General features: G+C 64.1%; 14 protein-coding genes. 7 read left to right on the top strand and 7 right to left on the bottom strand.

The genetic code is table 11. From position 1 onward, the window contains the following. Positions 1 to 27: 27 nt before the first annotated feature. Positions 28 to 771 carry a zinc ribbon domain-containing protein gene (locus HBNXHr_RS00360; RefSeq protein ID WP_275882717.1) on the bottom strand — a complete coding sequence of 248 codons (744 nt, stop codon included), beginning with the start codon at positions 769 to 771 and terminating at the stop codon, positions 28 to 30. Between the two features lie 189 nt (positions 772 to 960). Here HBNXHr_RS00360 and HBNXHr_RS00355 point away from each other — a divergent pair, with 189 nt between their 5' ends. Further along, complete coding sequence (locus HBNXHr_RS00355; RefSeq protein ID WP_275738441.1) at positions 961 to 1,590, top strand: PH domain-containing protein; 630 nt, start codon at positions 961 to 963, stop codon at positions 1,588 to 1,590. A 126-nt stretch (positions 1,591 to 1,716) separates the two neighbouring features. Here the strand turns inward: HBNXHr_RS00355 and HBNXHr_RS00350 are convergent, their stop codons facing one another. Further along, positions 1,717 to 1,947 carry a hypothetical protein gene (locus tag HBNXHr_RS00350; RefSeq protein ID WP_275882716.1) on the bottom strand — a complete coding sequence of 77 codons (231 nt, stop codon included), beginning with the start codon at positions 1,945 to 1,947 and terminating at the stop codon, positions 1,717 to 1,719. 161 nt (positions 1,948 to 2,108) lie between these two features. Further along, entirely contained in the window at positions 2,109 to 2,720 is a 612-nt protein-coding gene (locus HBNXHr_RS00345; RefSeq protein ID WP_275738437.1) for a YigZ family protein, read from the bottom strand. A 405-nt stretch (positions 2,721 to 3,125) separates the two neighbouring features. On the opposite strand from HBNXHr_RS00345, the gene HBNXHr_RS00340 reads away from it, so the two are divergent. From HBNXHr_RS00340 to HBNXHr_RS00325, 4 genes are all read left to right on the top strand, one after another. Continuing rightward, on the top strand, positions 3,126 to 3,497 hold the full coding sequence (locus HBNXHr_RS00340; RefSeq protein WP_275882715.1) for a hypothetical protein: 372 nt from the start codon (positions 3,126 to 3,128) through the stop codon (positions 3,495 to 3,497). A 51-nt stretch (positions 3,498 to 3,548) separates the two neighbouring features. Further along, entirely contained in the window at positions 3,549 to 4,622 is a 1,074-nt protein-coding gene (locus tag HBNXHr_RS00335) for a hypothetical protein (protein WP_275882714.1), read from the top strand. A 96-nt stretch (positions 4,623 to 4,718) separates the two neighbouring features. Then, positions 4,719 to 5,999, top strand: coding sequence for a twin-arginine translocation signal domain-containing protein (locus HBNXHr_RS00330; protein WP_275882713.1), 1,281 nt, complete (start codon positions 4,719 to 4,721; stop codon positions 5,997 to 5,999). 96 nt (positions 6,000 to 6,095) lie between these two features. After that, entirely contained in the window at positions 6,096 to 7,160 is a 1,065-nt protein-coding gene (locus HBNXHr_RS00325; protein ID WP_275882712.1) for a hypothetical protein, read from the top strand. Positions 7,161 to 7,189: 29 nt separating this feature from the next. Here HBNXHr_RS00325 and HBNXHr_RS00320 read toward each other — a convergent pair whose 3' ends face one another. Further along, entirely contained in the window at positions 7,190 to 7,399 is a 210-nt protein-coding gene (locus tag HBNXHr_RS00320; RefSeq protein WP_275882711.1) for a hypothetical protein, read from the bottom strand. A 138-nt stretch (positions 7,400 to 7,537) separates the two neighbouring features. Between HBNXHr_RS00320 and HBNXHr_RS00315 the strand changes: the two genes are divergently transcribed. After that, a complete protein-coding gene (locus tag HBNXHr_RS00315) occupies positions 7,538 to 10,090 on the top strand; it encodes a glycoside hydrolase family 2 protein (RefSeq protein ID WP_275882710.1) in 2,553 nt (850 codons plus the stop codon). A 120-nt stretch (positions 10,091 to 10,210) separates the two neighbouring features. After that, on the top strand, positions 10,211 to 10,837 hold the full coding sequence (locus HBNXHr_RS00310) for a class I SAM-dependent methyltransferase (RefSeq protein ID WP_275738424.1): 627 nt from the start codon (positions 10,211 to 10,213) through the stop codon (positions 10,835 to 10,837). Position 10,838: 1 nt separating this feature from the next. On the opposite strand, the gene HBNXHr_RS00305 is transcribed toward HBNXHr_RS00310, so the two are convergent. From HBNXHr_RS00305 to HBNXHr_RS00295, 3 genes are all read right to left on the bottom strand, one after another. Next, the gene (locus HBNXHr_RS00305) at positions 10,839 to 12,986 is read right to left on the bottom strand and encodes a hypothetical protein (protein ID WP_275882709.1); all 2,148 of its coding nucleotides are present in this window, start codon (positions 12,984 to 12,986) and stop codon (positions 10,839 to 10,841) included. Between the two features lie 360 nt (positions 12,987 to 13,346). After that, entirely contained in the window at positions 13,347 to 15,512 is a 2,166-nt protein-coding gene (locus HBNXHr_RS00300; protein ID WP_275882708.1) for a hypothetical protein, read from the bottom strand. A gap of 200 nt (positions 15,513 to 15,712) precedes the next feature. Then, positions 15,713 to 17,875 carry a hypothetical protein gene (locus HBNXHr_RS00295; RefSeq protein ID WP_275882707.1) on the bottom strand — a complete coding sequence of 721 codons (2,163 nt, stop codon included), beginning with the start codon at positions 17,873 to 17,875 and terminating at the stop codon, positions 15,713 to 15,715. Positions 17,876 to 17,889 lie beyond the last annotated feature (14 nt).

Here is a 17,889-nt window from a genome sequence, read left to right as displayed (position 1 = left end):
AGCGACGGAAACCCTCGGGGAGATCGCTCACTGCATCGCTACCGGCAGAAACGCTTCGACGTCGAAGAGAGCACGCTCCCTGTAGAGGTACCCCGCGATAGCGAGATGCACCACGATACTGATGAGAACGATGCCCCCACCTGTACCAGCGAGTTGGGCGACGTTCACGAGCAGACTGAAAGCGACGAGTGCAACCGCAAGCAGCCAGCCCCACCAGTCCAGGTTCCACAGCCCGTAGACGGCCGCGAAGTCACCGATACCAATCAACACGAGGAGAACTCCCAGTCCGCCGAGTGTCGATCCAGTCCCCCTCGCGCCGAGGGCCGTCGCGGCCTGGCTCGCGTCCCCCGCAATAGCCCCGGTGAACAGCGAGAACACACCGAGGAGACCGAACACTGCACAGAGCACCCTGATCCCCGTCGGTGCCCTCCCGATTCTGGCGTCCCGGTACCCCTGGCCGGCCCCCGGTGATGCGTGTCCGGCCCCCGTCGCCGTCGGCTGGCGGTTGCCTGGCTGGCGTCGATCCCCATAGCCATCCGATTCCCCCTGTCGTGGCTGACCTGCGGCCCGGCGGTCTTGCCCGGACCCAGCGTGTGCCTGCTGAGATTGCCCTTCAGCGGGCGGATCGTTCCCGTCCCAACTCGGTCGCTGTTGCCCGCTGGATCGGGAGCGCTCCCCCGGTACGCCCCGGTCGGCCACTGGTTCACCACAGCCGCTGCAGTAATTGACGCCGTCCTGAAGTTCTGCGCCACAGTTCGAACAGACCGCCATGTTCCGTAATCGAAATAGCAGTTATTAAATAATTCTGTCAGTATATTTTAGTTATACTTTAACATATTTAGATTTTTGTTTCGTCGTCTTTTTCCGCTGGTTCCACAGTATTTACAATCATTTTGTATAATATGTTATCTGTGAATACAAATCTTTTACATGGGATCTTCTATATAAATAATCTGTCGTATGTCCGATTCGCCACAGCAATCACAACCACAGCAAGGACGCGGGCAGCGAGGGGGACAGCAAAAGCGCAATGACCAACAAGGCGGCGGGACTGAGCGGCCACACGTACTGGACGATGAAACGATCATCGTCGAGACGCGGCCGTCGTGGACAGTCTGGTTCGGCCAGCTCGTCGGTGCTGTACTGATTCTGTTGGCCGGACTTCTCGTCGGCGGGCAGGCAGGAAGTGGTGTGGTAGTCGTGATTCCGATCCTGCTCTCGCTGTTTATTTTCGGCTGGATCTGGTACCGGCGAAAACGGATTCGCTACGTCATCACCGACCGGCGGGCGATGATCGTCACCGGCATCTCCTCGAAAAAGACGACCGAGATATGGCTCAGAGACGCCCGTTCGATGCAGACCGGGTCGACGTTTTTCGAACGCCTGCTGGGCCACGGGACGATCATCCTCTCAGACTCGACACTCACTCGAAATTCGCTGAATGCGTTGGGCGCGCTACCGTTTCTCTCGGCGCTGCCGATCTTCAATACCGGCCGCGGGCTGACCTTCGCAGGAATCAGCAACCCGGTTCGCGTCGCCAACGTCATCCGAAAACGCCAGTCGGCACTGAAGTCCGTTCGGGACGACTAAACAGGCCACTGGCTCGTCAGTGAACTGCAACGCCACCGACACAGAAGCGACCAACCCGGCCGTACGGTCCTGTCCCCGTCTCCGGGATTGATTGAACTGCCCTCCAAGACGGCAGCGACGGTACCCTCACGAGCTAAGGATGCCGAGCCACATCAGCGTCCCGAAAAAGCCGGCAACGGCTTTACTTAACAGCATATTACCCAGCGCAAACGCCTCAAGCACGGGGACGAGTTGGCCGTGCAAGACCAATTCGACGGTGTACTCGAGTTCCTGACCGAGGTAACCCAAGTTCATCAGTACGTCAAAGAGAGTAATGGGACCAAGCACGAAGTCGATGATAAGTTGGACGATACCCATCGGGTGGGTAACTGGGCGCCAGTTAAATGTAACTTCCGTCTCGTATTTCTATATATTTATTTGACTCCATATTACATCAAATATCGTAATGTTCATCGATAAAGGGTCCGAACCTGTGTGCCCAACGACCATCGACGACGTGCCTTGCCGCTGGGTTGCGTTCATTCCTCAGCTGTTTCGACCGTCGCCCGGCCACTCGTCGCACTCGCGATCCGATCCCGGAGCGCCGCCGAGTCGGCGGTCGGCACCCGCACGACGAACCGGACACGCTCCTCGTAACTGGCCTCGAAGTCGGCCCCTTCGCTCTCCAGAATCGATCGCACCGTCCCGGAATCGTCGTATGCGACCTCGATCGCGAAGCGTTCGTGTGGCCGCTCTTCCCGGACGCCGGCGTCCTCGATCGCCTCCTTCACTGCCCGCGAGTAGGCGCTCACCAGGCCGCCGACACCCAGTTCCGTCCCACCGAAGTACCGCGTCACGACGACGACCACGTTCTGTAGCTCCTGGCCGTTGAGGACGTTCAGGGCTGGTTTGCCCGCCGACCCCGAGGGCTCGCCGTCGTCGCTGGCCCACTCCCGAAGGGGGTCAGCCCGCACCCGGTAAGCCGGGACATTGTGGGTTGCATCGTCGTATTCCGTCCGGATCGAATCGACGAACGTCTCGGCGGCGTCGACAGTCTCGGCCGGTCGGGCGTGGCCGATGAACTCCGAACCTGAGATCGTAAACCGCGCCTCGCCGGGGCCGGCGACCGTCCGGTAGCGTTCGTCAGTCACTGTCGGCGTTTCGCCGGCGAGGGTAAAACCAGTTTCGCGACGTTTCTCGACGCAGACGGTCACAGTCCAGCAGTTTCACTTTCACTCCGGGGGGATCGCATATTTACCCTCTCGGGAACCAGGTGAGAGTGGAGCGCCGCCGGTCACACGCCGCACACGCTCCAACCTTCCCCTTTCAGTACAATGCACGCAGACACCCGTCCAGTCGGTATATGCCCCCAGTGTGGAGGAGCAATCACACCCGGTCGCGTCCTCATCCGGTATGAACGCGCCGGCGGCGAGGCGATGTACGCGACCTGCCCGGACTGCCGAGACGTCGTTCGACCCGACCGATCGGACTGACAGCCCCCCACGCCGAAACGGTAGGATACCTATCACGAATCCAAGCAAACCGAAATTGTTTGTATGGCGGCCGACGTCGGAGCCAGTATGTTGCTGGTCACGTCCTGGTACCTCCACGCCCGTGCGGCCGGGACAATCGACAGCGTGCTCGCCGTCGCTGTCGTCGTCGGCGGTGCGCTCGCGGGCCTGGCGCTCGCCCGGGTGGCGGTCGCCCGGCGTCCCAAACAGGACTGGATCCGGCTGTTTCTCGGAGCGGTGCTCCTGACGATGGCCGGTCGGATCGGGCTGGCGGTCGCCGGCCTCCAGACCGGTCCGTTCCACGGACTCGAACACGCCCTCGACGCCGCGATGATCGGGCTGACGGTCGCGACACTGTACGTCGCCCGGACGCGGCGGCGCGAACTCGGGGCAGCCGGCTCGCCCGCCTCGCGGTAGCGACCGCCGGGAACCCAACCCGTTTTGGCGACCGAGCGCTATACTACAACCGTGTTCAGACGGGAGTTTCTCGCGACTGGATCGGCGGTCGGCGCCACCGCCCTCGCCGGGTGTGGCTCCCTGGAGTCACGGGCCATCGAGGTCCCGTCGGTCCTCGACGACCGCCCCGAGGCGATCTACGTGCCGGGCCACGTCGAAGGGATGGACGTGGTCGGCATACAGACGAGCGGCGACTACGCCGTGGCGCTCTCGTATAGCTACCCACACCGGTTCTGGACGATCACCGGCACCGACGCCGAGCGCACGTCGATCGACGAGACGGACTCGGTCCACCTGATGGCGACCGTCTGGGATCCCGAGACGGGGATGGTCCTCCCGGACGTCGGCGTCGCCGTCGAAATCACCCGGGATGGCTCGCTCGTCTCCGAGGAGACGGTCTATGCGATGCTCTCCCAACCGATGGGAGTCCACCACGGCGCGAACTTCGCGGGGCTCGAGGACGGGGAGAACTACGAAGTGGCAGTCCGCGTCGGCGCGACGGCGAGTCGCCCGACGGGCGCGTTCGCGGGACGGTTCGACGAGCCAGCGACGGCGACGTTCGAGTTCACGTTCGAGGAGAGTGCCATGCGGGAAATTCGCTTCGACCGACTCGATCGGGGCGGGGAGCGCGACGCGCTCGATCCGATGGCGATGGAACGCGTCCCGACCGGCATTGCCCCCACTGCTGAGGAGTTGCCGGGAGAGACGGTGACAGCTATGGCTGCGGACGTGCGCTACGTGGCGACGATCGTCGAGCCGCCCGCGGGCGTCGACGGCGAGGGGGCGTACCTCGCGGTCTCACCCCGGACGCGATACAACGGCTATGCACTCTCGCGGATGGGACTGGCCGTGGCCCCGGAACGCGACGGGCAAAAGGGAGCTAAAGCGGAGTTGACCCGGACGATCGACCCCGACCTGGGATATCACTACGGGACGACGCTGCCACGCGAGGGCAACCAGCGGGAAACCACGAGCCACGACGGCGGCGAGGTGTCGATCTCGGTCGAGACACCGCCACAGGTCGCCCGACACGAGGGCTACGAGACGGCATTTTTCGACGTCCCGACGGTGACGCTATCGCTGTGAAGTGAGCCAGGACTGCACCGCTGGCGGTGGGCCGCGGCCACCGCAGCGCTCGCCGCGGCCGACGCGGTTTTGCCCCCGGGCCGTCAAGGGACCTCGATGGAAGCGCGATCGGATTTCGACCGGCGTCAGTTCCTGAAGGCTGCCGTCGCCACCGGGGGCGTGGCCGCACTGAGTGCGTGTCTCGACATCACTGACGAGCCCGTGCCGACGGGCGTCGACGATCCCGCGACGCTGCCCGAGCGCCAGCACGCCTGGAACGACCGCGTTCGAACCGACGACCACGGCAACGTGGCGCTTCCGCGCCACCAGTCGCTGCTGTATGTGAATCTCGACGGGGACGAACCGCCGACCGACACCGACCGCACGGTGGTTCGGGACGCCCTTCGGACGCTCGATCGAGCCTACGAACGCTCGAACGACGGGCTGATCTACTCGATCGCGTACTCGCCGGCGTACTTCGAGCGCTTCGACGCGTCGCTTCCCGACGGCATCGACCTACCGTCGCCGCGACGCCTCTCGCCGTTCGAGGAGCCCGAATTCGACACCCAGGACGCCCTACTTCACCTCGCCAGCGACCGTGCGGACGTGATTCTCGAAGCCGAAGCGGCGTTGACGGGCGAGCGCGACGAAGTCAACGGCGTCACCGTCGACGCCCCGATCACGGACGCCATGACCGTCGCCGACCGCCGGTCGGGATTCGTCGGGCCCGGGCTACCGGCCGACCGCCAGGACGTCGCGGGGATTCCGGATTCGAAGCCCGTCCCGGAGGCGTCGCCGCTGTTCATGGGTTTCGAGGCCGGGTTCCGTGGCAATCAGGCCACGGAGGACCACGTCACGATCGAGTCGGGGCCCTTCGCCGGCGGGACGACCAAACACGTCTCGCGGCTCCGCCAGCGCCTCGAAGACTGGTACGGCGAACAGAATTTCGAGCAGCGCGTCGCGGAACTGTTCAGCCCCGTCCACGCCGAAGACGGACTCGTCGAGGGCGTCGGCGAGAACCTGGGCAGTTCGAGCGGGCTCACACCGAGGATGATCGAGAACGTCCGCGAACACGCACGCGAACACGGGCGAGTCGGCCACGCCCAGAAGGCCGCCCGGGCGAACCGCGACGAGGACGGTAACGTCCGACTCCTGCGACGCCACGTCGAGTCGACGGATGGCGACGTCGCCGCACTTCATTTCCCGTCGCTGCAACGTGGGATCACGGCCTTCGAGGACGTCCGGGAGGCGATGAACGGGGCCGACCTGACCGACGAGCCGGCGATCCGCCAGCGGGTCAACAACGGCATCCTGGAGTACATCTTCACCACGCATCGCGGGAACTTCCTGGTGCCGCCGCGCCGGCATCGAGTGCTTCCTCGGCCCCGGCCTGCGTAGGACAGCCGTTCTATCCCGGAAGCGTCCGCCCGAAGGAATCGACCCAATTGGCCGGTGCCAAAACGATTATTGGGCGGACACGCCGACCGAGAAGGTATGCAACGACGCGCTGGCGCGATCTATGCCGCGTTTTTCATTCTCGTCGGGGTCTCAGCGTACGCTTTCATCGGCATCGCGGAGCAGCCGACAGTGTCACTGGCTGGCGACGAGTACGCGGCCGGGGCAAACCTCGACGTCGGCGATCGGACCTACACGGTCGAGAACGTCGACGCTGACGGCGATTCCGGAGCGCTCTCCTGGACGAACGAATCCGCGACGTTCACTGTGACTTTCGAGAACGATACCACCGTCTCGCCGCTGGAAGTCCAGTGGGATGGCCAGCGGGCACGATGGTCGAGCACGCTCGCCGACGGCTCGACGTTCGCCTACGAGAACGGGACCTACCGAGTCGGGGTCAACACCTCGGCCGACCCGCCAACGGCGACGCTTACCCACGTCGAGAACGCCTCGATGAACGAGAGCGTGGCCGTCGGCGACACGCTCGCCTACCGGAACAACGAGACGACGATCACGGCCATCAACGCCGACGGGATCGAACTCACCTGGGCTGAGCCGTACCTGGTAGCCGTCGAGAACGCCACGGATCCCTCCGCAGTCACGTTCGTCCAACAGTTCGACGTCGAGGGGCGACTTGCCCGCGATAGCACTGTGTACAACGAGACCGTGACGGTCGAGGATGTCGAGTCGGTGGTCAGTCGACCCGACAACGCGACGACGCCACTCGAGACGTACCTGCCCGCGGCCGACACCGCGAGCTTTGAAGAGGGAGAAGCGATCCACTATGCGGGCAACGAAACGACAATCGAACGCGTCACAGCCGACGGCGTCACGCTCGCGTGGGACGGTGTCCGCACGGAGACAGTTCGCTTCTCCGAAGGGGCGAACATCACGCTCGCCGACCAGCCCTACTTCACGCACTTCAGTGGCTCCTCACAGGTCCAGATCCTGCCCCGAGGGGACGCCTACGACACGTATCAACAGCAACTCGACGACCAGGCGTATTTCACCGAGCGGAAAAACGGCCTCTGGGGCGTGACGATTTTCAGCGGACTCGCCGCCGCGATGCTGCTCGGGATGGCGTACCTGCCGAGAAAAGGCTAGTCGTCGCGAAACCGGAGGGGAGCGGGCCGTTATTCCGTCCGGGCGAGCCAGATAAGTCCTGCGCCGATGGCAGCCGTGCCCACGATCCCGAGCAGTTGCATGATCGAGACCAGTGCGCTCCCGTTCGTGTTCCAGGGCATCCCGACGACCGTCGCGAGACTCATCACGATGAGAAAGACGCCCGTCGCGGTGCCAAGGGGTTCGAGTCGGTCGCTGAATCGATCCGTGAATCCGTTCATACCCGTGTCTGTATCTCCCAGATGGTAAAGCACCCGGTTCACGCTATCCGCCCACCGAAGACTGGGACTGTCGGAACAGTCCTGTATCACCCGCCAGCCGACGGCAACGCCTAATGGACACCCGGCGCAAGGGAGGACATGCAAAAAATCCCCCTCAACGGCCGCTGGCAGTTCCGGGCGCAGGACGATGACGCCTGGCTCGACGGGACGGTTCCGGGTGGCGTCTACACGGATCTGCTCGAAAACGGCGAGATCGACGATCCGTTCTACGCGGACAACGAACTCGACGTCCAGTGGGTGGGTAAAACCGACTGGGAGTACCGCCGCACGGTCGACGTCGACCCGGAATTCCTCGATGAGGACCGTGTGCGCTTGCAGTGTGAGGGGCTGGATACAGTCGCGACTGTGCTGGTCAACGGCGAGGTCGTCGGCGAGTCGAGCAACATGCACGTCGGCCACGAGTTCGACGTGGCCGAGGCGCTGGAACCCGGAACCAACGAGATCACCGTCCAGTTCCGCTCGCCGGTCGAGTACGGCATCGAGCAGATGGCGGCCCACCCTTACGAGATCCCACACACCCATTATCCGGTCGAGCAACCCGGTCGGCCGTTCGTGCGGAAGGCCCAGTGTCACTACGGCTGGGACTGGGGGCCGGTCCTGCCGACCATGGGGATCTACCGTGACATCTCGCTGATTGCCTACTCCAGCCCGCGGCTCACCTACACCAAGACCGCGCAGGATCACACGGGTTCGGGAATCGATGTCACCGTCCGGGTCGGAATCGACGCGCCCGCGGCGGGCGAGTACGAACTCGCAGCGTCAGTCGCCGACGGAAGCGTGACCGAGACAGTCGCCCTGACGGACGGCCAGCAGGAAGTCCCGCTCACGCTCTCCGTCGAGGACGTCGAGTTGTGGTGGCCCAACGGCTACGGCGACCAGCCGCTGTATGAGCTCGCCGTAACGGTCAGGGACGGCGAAACGGAGCAGACAGTCACGGATCGCGTCGGTTTCCGGGACCTGGATCTCGTCGTCGACCCCGACGAGGACGGTACCGCGTTTTATTTCGAGGTCAACGACACGCCGATCTACGCGAAGGGGGCAAACACCATCCCGGTCGCGCCGATGTACGGCGACGTAACCCCCGATCGATACGAACACCTGCTCCGCTCGGCTGCCGACGCGAACATGAACATGCTCCGGGTCTGGGGCGGCGGCTACTACGAGAGTGAGGACTTCTACGACCGCTGTGACGAGCAGGGCATCCTCGTCTGGCAGGACTTCATGTTCGCGTGTTCGCTGTACCCCGCCACCGAGGCGTTCTTGGCAAGCGTCGAAGACGAGGTCCGCTATCAGGTGCGTCGGCTCGCCACCCACCCGTCGATCGCGCTGTGGTGTGGGAACAACGAGAACGAGGAGGCACTCCACAACTGGTTCGCCGATCACGACGCCCACGCCGAACACGTCACGGACTACGAAGCCCTCTATACGGAGACCATCGGCGCGACTGTTCGCGAGGAGGACCCGTCACGGACGTACTGGCCGGGCTCGCCCTCAAGCGGCCCCGACGCCGAAGACCCCTATACCTTCGAGAAAGGCGATATCCACTACTGGGCGGTCTGGCACGAGGGCCAGCCCTTCGAGAACTACTATACGACCGAGCCACGGTTCGTCTCGGAGTTCGGCTACCAGTCGTTTCCCTCGATAGAGTCCTTGGAGACGGTCCTCGACCCAGGAGATTTCAACCCGACCGCGCCGATGATGGAGCACCACCAGCGCAACCCCGGCGGGAACGCGACCATCCTCACGCGGCTTGCCTCGTACTTCCGGGTCCCCTTCGACTTCGCGGACTTCGTCTATCTCAGCCAACTCCTCCAGGCCGAGGCCATGACCACCGCCATCGAGTACTGGCGGCGGCGCAAACCCACGACGATGGGGACGCTGTACTGGCAACTCAACGACCTCTGGCCGGTGGCCTCCTGGGCCTCGATCGAGTACGACGGCAAGTGGAAGGCCCAGCAGTACGCGGCCCGACGCCAGTACGCCCCGGTGTTGCTCTCCTTTCACCCCGAGTTCGATGCCGACACCGGCGGCGACAACGCACAGGCCGACAGCGACCGGGAGGAGTGGGGCGAGATCACCGCCCAGACGCTGTGGCTCACCAGCGACAAGCCCCGCCCGCTTTCGGGAACGATCGACCTCAGGGTCGTCACCTTCGACGGCGACGTCATCGAAGAACGGACCATCGACGTCGATATTGCGTCCCAGGAAAGTACGGCCATAGAGACTATCGACCGCGACGACCTCCCGGCTGGCGTCGATCCGTCGGCGATCATGGTCCGCGCCGAGTTCGACGGCTCGGGTGACTCGTTGTCCACCGAACACGACGTTCCAGGCGACACCTTCCCCGCCGAGGCCTTTTTCGCGGACTACAAGGCACTGGACCTGCCCGAGACGGACGTTACGTGGGAGATCGACGGTACTGCCGTGACACTGACGAGCGAACGCGCCGCGCTGTTCGTCGAACTCGACGTGGGCGACCTCCGTGGGTCGTTTTCGGACAACTACATCCACCTCGCACCCGGCGAACACCGGACGATCACCTTCGATTCGTACGACGATCTCCGTGACGGACTCGTCGGAGCCCGGTTGCGGAACGACCTCTCGGTCCGTCACCTGCGGGAGACGTACTGAGGCTGATACCGTCGTGGATCCGGGCCTGAGTTCGCCGGTGTTACCCCATCCCGGGATCCGGCGGAGTCAAGAACGGCCGGAAAACCAAGAGTCAGGAATCCAGCGATCCAACCACCTGCAATGAGCCAGGACACCGCCCCCGCCCACCCGCTGTTTGCGGCGATCTACGACCCGGCGATGGCCCACGCCGAGCGGACGATCCTCGACCCGCATCGGGAATACCTCGCCGACGGCCTCGACGGCGTCGTGCTGGATCTCGGTGCGGGCACCGGCGCGATGTTCCCCTACTTCGAGGGCGCGACGGTTCACGCCATCGAACCCGATCCGCACATGCGTCGGCGAGCGCGCGATCGGACCGCAGACGCCACTGCTGGGATCGAGCTTCACGACGCCGGTGCGGCCGACCTCCCCTTCCCGGACGATCACTTCGACGCGGTCGTCTCGTCGATGGTGTTCTGTACGGTCGAGGACGTTCCGGCGTCGATCGCGGAGGTTCGCCGGGTGCTGCGACCGGGCGGGGAGTTCCGCTTTCTCGAACACGTCGCCGACGACGGCTGGCGCGAGACGGTCCAGACGGCCGTCTCGCCCGTCTGGAAACGACTCGCGGGCGGGTGTCACCTCACGCGACGCACAGCCTCACGGTTCGCGAGCGAGTCGGCGTTCGACGTCGTCGAAATGGACCGGTTCGAACTCGGCGTCACGCCGGTCCGGCCGTTCGTGCGTGGGCGACTCCGGAAGCGACAGTAAGTCAGTCACTCTCGCCCCAGTTGGTCCGATCGAGGACGTGATAGGACTCCTTCAGCCGCTCCTCGTAATCGGGCCGGTACCATGACTCCCAGGTGTACGTCGTCGTTTCGAGGTGGGCCTCGGTCACCCCGGGAATGGCCTGTTCGATCGGATCGACTCCGCTCGCAGTGTTCGTCGACCCATCACCGCTGGCGTCGTAGGTCGCTGCGGCGACGTGAATCCCCTCGAAATCGGTGGTGTCGAGACCCCCATCCCACTCGGTCACGATTCGTTGTTTCGAGGACGGATCAGCAACGTTTAGCAGAACCCATGGGAGACGGAGTTCGATCACGTCCTGTTCGGTATCGACGTGTACGTCAGTCAGGGAGTCGTAGTCCCCAGCGTCGGGATTCCCGTTCCCGTACCGGAGTTGGCCGGTTTCGACAGCCTCGAACGGGACTTCCTCGTCAGTCACTGGGACCGAGTACCCGAGGTTGATGGGTTCGCGGACGGGAACGAACCCGGCACTGCCGTCACGATAGGCCCCGAGATCGAGTCCTGCATCCTCGCCGTACTCACGAGCGAAGGCGTCGTAAGAGGACTCGACCAGTAGTCTGGAATCGCCAGGCCCGCCCAGTTCGACGACGAAATCCGCCGTCGACGTGAGTCCAGAGCCAATCGGGAGGGGCTGCTCGCGCCCCGTGAGCCCGATCGTTACGATCTCGCTCAACTGGTCCCATCGCATCGGGTCCGGGAGCGAGTCGAACGCCAGCCGAACCGCGAGTCCTTCGAGATCGTGGGTGACGGCGAGCCCAGTGAGCGTCCGATCGTCGGGTCGATGTACCGTTGCATCCTCCCAGTCTTCGGATGACCCATCGAGTGTGATCGTCTCCGGCGATTCGAATGCCATGAGCCCAAAGCGCTGTTCCGGCGTTTCGATGTTCGACCAATGAGGGCGTCGCCCGGGGACCGATCGTGCGTCGAGATTCCACGTGTGCTTGAACCACTCGTCTTGCCAGGAAAAGGCGACGCCACCCACCGCCCCCGACGCGAGGATGTCCTGGTACATCGCGGCGACGATCTCACCCTGCTCACGCTCGGTATGGCGACCCATGTCCCGCCCATGGACGTGACGATGGGCGATCCCGCGTGAACTCGGGACGCCGAACTCGCCGATCACCACCGGCTGGTCGGTCTCCGCGACCAGGTCAGCCAGATATCCCGCGTAACTGTTTGCCTCTTCCCGGTGGTCGGTGTGGTTGAGGTACGACGGCGTCTCGTTCAACAGATCCGGATAGTACGGATAGACGTGATAGGAGGCGAAGATTCCCGGATCGAAGTCCTCGGTCGAAACGATCGCGTCGGGGTCGACACCATCCGCATCTGCAGTCCGATACGGCCCGTATGGGTGTTCGAGCGAATCGGTGAGAACCCAGTTAACGAACGACAACGGGCGCTGGACGCCATAGGTGTCGCCCTCGTAGGAAGCGAGCACGTCAAGCCGGCCGGCGAGCCACTGTTCGAACCGCGATCCACCCGTGGTCTGGACGTACGATCCGTTGAACTCGCCGTCAGTAGCCGCCTGATTCGTTCCGGCAACGACCGCCGGCGGCCACTCGATACCGAACAGATACCCGAGGGTGACGTCGCTTACGTCGGCGTCGAAGGTGCCACTCGGAAGCCCAGATCGTTCAGGGATCGTCGTGTCCCCATGGATAACGTCAACAGTGTGGCGGAGTTTCGGATCCACCGTCGACGTGACTGCAGTGGCGTCCCCCGATTCGTGTAAGTCCGCAGTCGGAACCCACGTGCCCTGGAGCAACAACAGCGGTTCGTCGGCAGCGTCGTTGTACGCCCGAAGCGCGCGGTAGAATTCAGGTGGATGAATGCTAAACGTCCGGACAACGTTGGCAATCTGCCCGATAGCGGAAAGCCAGCGATCGTACTCCGCCCGGTCGATAGCAGCATGACCGGGAAAATATCCCGGCTTTGCCATCCCAAGATTGACTCCCCTGACCGTGAGTGCTTCAGCGCCCTGATCGGTCAGCCGCTCGAACCCGTCACTGTCTACCCGATACTGCGGTTGGTCTGTCTGGGCCGCCGACTGATAGTCGACGACGCCAGCAATCCCAGCGGCACCGACGTGCGTGACAAATTGGCGGCGGTTCACACCAGCATTATATCATTATCAATAATGAGGTTTTCGGGGACACACAGAGCGAGTAACAGATGGCACAAGATCGGTGAAATACCCCGGCAGCGCCACCCCGAGAGTGACGCCCCAGACAGCGAGCCTCTCGAAGCCCCAGATCGGTCAGGCGGCCGAATAAATCACGTTCAGCACCGATACCGTGGGTGACCTGTCTGAGCCGCTGACCGGTAGGACCCTCCAGAAGCACTCTCAGCGACACCGACGTGAGTGCGAAATTGGCGGCGCTTCAGGGAGGGCGTATTAACAATACTGATACTCGGAAGTGAGCGGACAGCAGGTAACAGTTGGCATCGAATGTATCGACAGGTCGATGGTACGTCAGCCGTTCTCGCCCCAGTTGGTCCGCTCGAGGACGTGATAGGATTCCTTCAGCCGCTCCTCGTAGGCGGGTCGGTCCCACGTCGACCATGTATACGTCGTCGTGTCGAGAGTGCTCCCGGTCATTCCGGGAATCGCGTGGTCGATCAGCCCTGCCGGATCGTCACTGTCCGTCCCCTCGCCACCGGGATCGTAGGTCGCTGCGCCGACGCGGACGGACTCGAAGTCGGTAGCCGCAAGCCCGCCATCCCACTCGGTCACGAGCCGCTGTTTCGAGGAGGGATCGGCGACGTTCAGCAGGAGCCACGGGAGGCGAAGTTCGATCACGTCGTTTGCGGGGTCGACGTGGACGTCAGTCAGCGAGTCGTAGTTCTCGGCGTCGGGATTCCCGTTCCCGTACCTGAGTCGGCCAGTTTCGACGGCTTCGAACGGGACCACCTCGTCGGTTAGTGGCACCGTATACCCGAGGTTGACCGGCTCACGCACGGGTACGAACCCGGCACTCCCGTCACGGTAGGCGTCGAGATCGAGTCCCGCATCCTCGCCGTACTCACGAGCGAACGCGTCGTAGGACGATTCGACTAGCAGTCTGGAATTGCCGGGACCACCCAGATCTGCGACGAAGTCCGCCGTCGCCGTGAGGTCGGAGCCGATCGGAAGCGTCCGCTCACGGCCGGTCAACCCGACCGTCACGACCGCGTTCAACCGGTCCCATCGCATCGGGTTCGGGAGCGACGCGAACTCCAGGCGGACGACGAGCCCTTCGAGATCGTGGGACACCCGGAGTGCGGTAAGGGTGCAGGCGTCCGGTGAGTCGGTCGGTGCGTCGGGGTGAACCACCGTCGCGTCGTCCCAGTCCCCGGGTGACCCATCGAGCGTGATCGAGTCGGGCGATTGGAACGCCAGAAGGCCAAAGCGCTGTTCCGGCGTCTCGATGTTCGACCAGTGGGGGCGTCGCCCGGGGACCGAGCGCGCGTCGAGGTTCCAGGCGCGTTTGAACCACTCGTTTTGCCACGAAAAGGCGACGCCACCGACCGCGCCCGATGCGAGGATGTCCTGATACATCGCCGCCACCATCTCACCCTGCTCGCGCTCGGTATGGCCACCCAGATCTCGGCCATGGACGTGCCGATAAGTGACCCCGCGGGAACTCGGGACGCCGAACTCGGCGATCACCACCGGCTGGTCGGTGGAGTTGATCAAGTGCGTCAAGTATCCCGCATAGCTGTTCGATTCCCCGCGGTGGTCGGTGTAACCGACGTATGAGGGGGTCTCGTTCAGCATCCCCGGATAGTACGGGTAGGCGTGATAGGACGCGAAGGTCCCGGCGTCGAAATCGTCGGTCGCCACGATGGCATCGGGGTCGACGCTGACCAGATCCTCGTCGTGATACGGTTCGTATGGATGGTCGAGCGGATCGGTCGTCACCCAGTTGATGAACGACAGCGGCCGCTGGACGCCGTAGGTCTCGGTCTCGTGGGTCGCGAACGTATCGAGTCGGCCGGCGAGCCACTGCTCGAACCGGGAACCGCCCCTCGTCCGGATATAGGGCCCCTCGAACTCGCCGTCGGTCGATACCTGATTCGTCCCGACGACGACTTCCGGTGGCCACTCGATACCGAACAGATACCCCAGCGTGACGTCGCTGACGTCAGCGTCGAAAGTCCCGGCCGTGAACCCATCTTGTTCGGACAGCGTCGCCTCCCCGTGGACGACATCGACAGTGTGGCGGATTTCGGGATCGACCGTCGACGTGACGTCGGTGGCGTCCCCCGCTTCGTGTAAGTCCTCGGTCGGGACCCACGTGCCCTGGAGCAACAACAGCGGCTCCGTGGCGTGGTCGTTGTAGTCTCGAAGCGCACGGTAGAATGCGGGCGGGTGGATCGTGTAGGTCCGGACGACGTTGGCGATCGCCCCGATGTGCTCCAGCCACCGGTCGTATTCGGCGCGTTCGATGGCGGCCGAGCCGGGGAAATACCCCGGCTTCGCCATCCCGAGATTCACACCCGTGACCGTGATCTCCTCGACACCCTGGCCGCCCCGGCGTTCGAATCCGTCCTCTGTAACCCGATACAGCGGTTGATCCGGCCCGCCGGTCGACTGGCACCCGGCCACGCCAGCGATCCCCGCCCCACCGACACTGGCAATGAATCGTCGGCGATTCATAGCCACGTCTCGTCCGGGAAGAGTGATGAATGTGTTGGTGAAACATAATATCAGTGCTGAGAATATGACGTGTGGTGGCCGGTACTACCGCAGGGAGTCCCTTCCCGCCGCCGGCAGGCCGCCCTAGCAGTCACGCCGACACCGCTTTGGCTCGGCGACGCCCCGGTACAGCGTGGCTGGCCGGCCGGACAGCGGCCGTATCAGCCCGTCCTATCCCAGTTCGTCCGGTCGAGGACGTGATAGGACTCCTTCAACCGCTCCTCGTAGGCGGGTCGGTCCCACGTCGACCACGTATACGTCGCCGTTTCGAGTGTGCCGGCGGCGGTTCCGGGAACCGCATGGTCGATCAAGCCCGTCGAAGCTGAATCGGCCGTCCCGGCTCCACTGGGGTCGTAGGTCGCGGCACCGACCTGGATCGACTCGAAATCGGTCACGTCGAGACCACCGTCCCAGTCGGTCACGATGCGCTGTTTCGTGGATGGATCAGCGACGTTCAGCAGGAGCCACGGGAGGCGGAGTTCGACGACGTCGTTTGCGGGGTCGACGTGGACGTCAGTCAGCGAGTCGTAAGATTCGGCCTCGGGGTTGCCGTTCCCGTACCGGAGTCGCCCAGTCTCGACCGCCTCGAAGGGGACCGTTTCGCCCGTCGGCGGCACAGTGTACCCGAGATTGATCGGTTCCCGGACGGGGACGAATCCGGCACGTCCATCGCGATAGGTGTCGAGGTCGAGTCCGGCAATTTCGCCAAATTCACGCGCGAACGCATCGTAGGATGACTCGACCAGCAGTCTGGAGTCATCCGGGCCACCCAGGTCGGCGACGAAATCAGCCGTCGCCGTCTGGGAAGCGATCGGGAGTGTCCGCTCACGACCCGTCAGTCCGACCGTCACGAGCGCCCTGGTCCGGTCCCATCGCATCGGGTTCGGGAGCGACGCGAACTCTAGGCGGACGACGAGCCCTTCGAGATCGTGGGAGATCTGCATCCCAGTCAGCGTTCGTTCGTCGGGAGCGTCGGTTGGTTCCGCGGGTCGAACTACCGTCGCGTCGTCCCAGTCCCCGGGCGACCCATCGAGTGTGATCGCGTCGGGCGACTGGAACGCCAGGAGGCCAAAGCGCTGTTCCGGCGTCTCGATGTTCGACCAGTGGGGGCGTCGCCCGGGGACCGAGCGCGCGTCGAGGTTCCAGGTCCGTTTGAACCACTCGTCCTGCCAGGAAAACGCGATGCCCCCCGCCGTATCCGCGGCGAGGATATCCTGATACATCGCCGCCACGATCTCGCCCTGTTCACGCTCGGTGTGGCCACCCTGGTCGCGCCCGTGGACATCGCGGTGGGCAATCCCGCGGGAACTTGGGACGCCGAACTCGGCGATCACCACCGGCTGGTCGGTCGCCCCAACCAGATCGTGCAGATAGCCCGCGTAGCTGTTCGGTTCCCCGCGATGATCGACGTAATCGACGTACTCCGGCGTCTCGTTCAGCAGATCGGGATAGTACGGGTAGGCGTGATAGGACGCGAATGTGCCAGCATCGAAGTCCTCGGTCGCCACGATGGCATCGGGGTCGACGCTGACCAGATCCTCGTCGTGATACGGTTCGTATGGATGGTCGAGCGGGTCGGTCGTCACCCAGTTGACGAACGACAGCGGCCGCTGGACGTCGTAACGGTCGCTCTCGTGGGTCGCGAGGGTGTCGAGTCGGCCCGCGAGCCACTGTTCGAACCGGGAGCCGCCTTGCGTCCGAACGAACGACCCCTCGAAGTCGCCGTCAGCATCGGCTTCGTTGGTCGCCTCGACTACCTCCGGCGGCCACTCGATGCCGAATAGGTACCCCAGCGTGACGTCACTGACGTCGGCGTCGAAGGGGCCGCTCGCGTATCCGGGGCGTTCGGGGAGCGTCGTGTCGCCGTGGACGGCCTCGACGGTCCGTCGGAGTTCCCGATCGACCGTCGATGAGAGGGCGGTGGCGTCCCCGGCGTCGATCAACTCGGCAGTCGGAACCCAGGTACCCTGGAGCAACAACAGCGGCTCCGCGGCATCGTCGTTGTACGCCCGGAGGGCGCGATAGAAGGCAGGCGGGTGGATCGTGTAGGTCCGGACGACGTTGGCGATCTCGCCGATATGCTCCAGCCATCGATCGTACTCAGCACGTTCGATGGCGGCCGAGCCCGGGAAGTACCCCGGTTTCGCCATCCCGAGGTTCACTCCCCTGACCGTGAATTCCGTGACGGTGCCCTCTGATCGGCGTTCGAATCCGTCAGCGCCGGTCCGGTACGCCGGTGGCGATGACCGGTCCGTCGATTGACATCCCGAGAGACCGGCGAGGCCGGCGGCACCGACGGTAGCGACGAATCGACGACGATTCACAGATGAGTCAGGGA

The sequence above is a fragment of the Halorhabdus sp. BNX81 genome, from assembly GCF_029229925.1.
In the GTDB taxonomy this organism is placed as follows: domain Archaea; phylum Halobacteriota; class Halobacteria; order Halobacteriales; family Haloarculaceae; genus Halorhabdus.
Note: the sequence above shows the minus strand (reverse complement) of the source record. Positions and strands in the feature narration are given on the sequence as shown.

Bases quoted from the DNA above. Each gene is read 5' to 3' on its own strand.
- HBNXHr_RS00360 (WP_275882717.1), bottom strand. From the start codon at position 771: ATGGCGGTCTGTTCGAACTGTGGCGCAGAACTTCAGGACGGCGTCAAT.
- HBNXHr_RS00355 (WP_275738441.1), top strand. From the start codon at position 961: ATGTCCGATTCGCCACAGCAATCACAACCACAGCAAGGACGCGGGCAG.
- HBNXHr_RS00350 (WP_275882716.1), bottom strand. From the start codon at position 1,947: ATGGGTATCGTCCAACTTATCATCGACTTCGTGCTTGGTCCCATTACT.
- HBNXHr_RS00340 (WP_275882715.1), top strand. From the start codon at position 3,126: ATGGCGGCCGACGTCGGAGCCAGTATGTTGCTGGTCACGTCCTGGTAC.
- HBNXHr_RS00330 (WP_275882713.1), top strand. From the start codon at position 4,719: ATGGAAGCGCGATCGGATTTCGACCGGCGTCAGTTCCTGAAGGCTGCC.
- HBNXHr_RS00325 (WP_275882712.1), top strand. From the start codon at position 6,096: ATGCAACGACGCGCTGGCGCGATCTATGCCGCGTTTTTCATTCTCGTC.
- HBNXHr_RS00320 (WP_275882711.1), bottom strand. From the start codon at position 7,399: ATGAACGGATTCACGGATCGATTCAGCGACCGACTCGAACCCCTTGGC.
- HBNXHr_RS00315 (WP_275882710.1), top strand. From the start codon at position 7,538: ATGCAAAAAATCCCCCTCAACGGCCGCTGGCAGTTCCGGGCGCAGGAC.
- HBNXHr_RS00310 (WP_275738424.1), top strand. From the start codon at position 10,211: ATGAGCCAGGACACCGCCCCCGCCCACCCGCTGTTTGCGGCGATCTAC.
- HBNXHr_RS00300 (WP_275882708.1), bottom strand. From the start codon at position 15,512: ATGAATCGCCGACGATTCATTGCCAGTGTCGGTGGGGCGGGGATCGCT.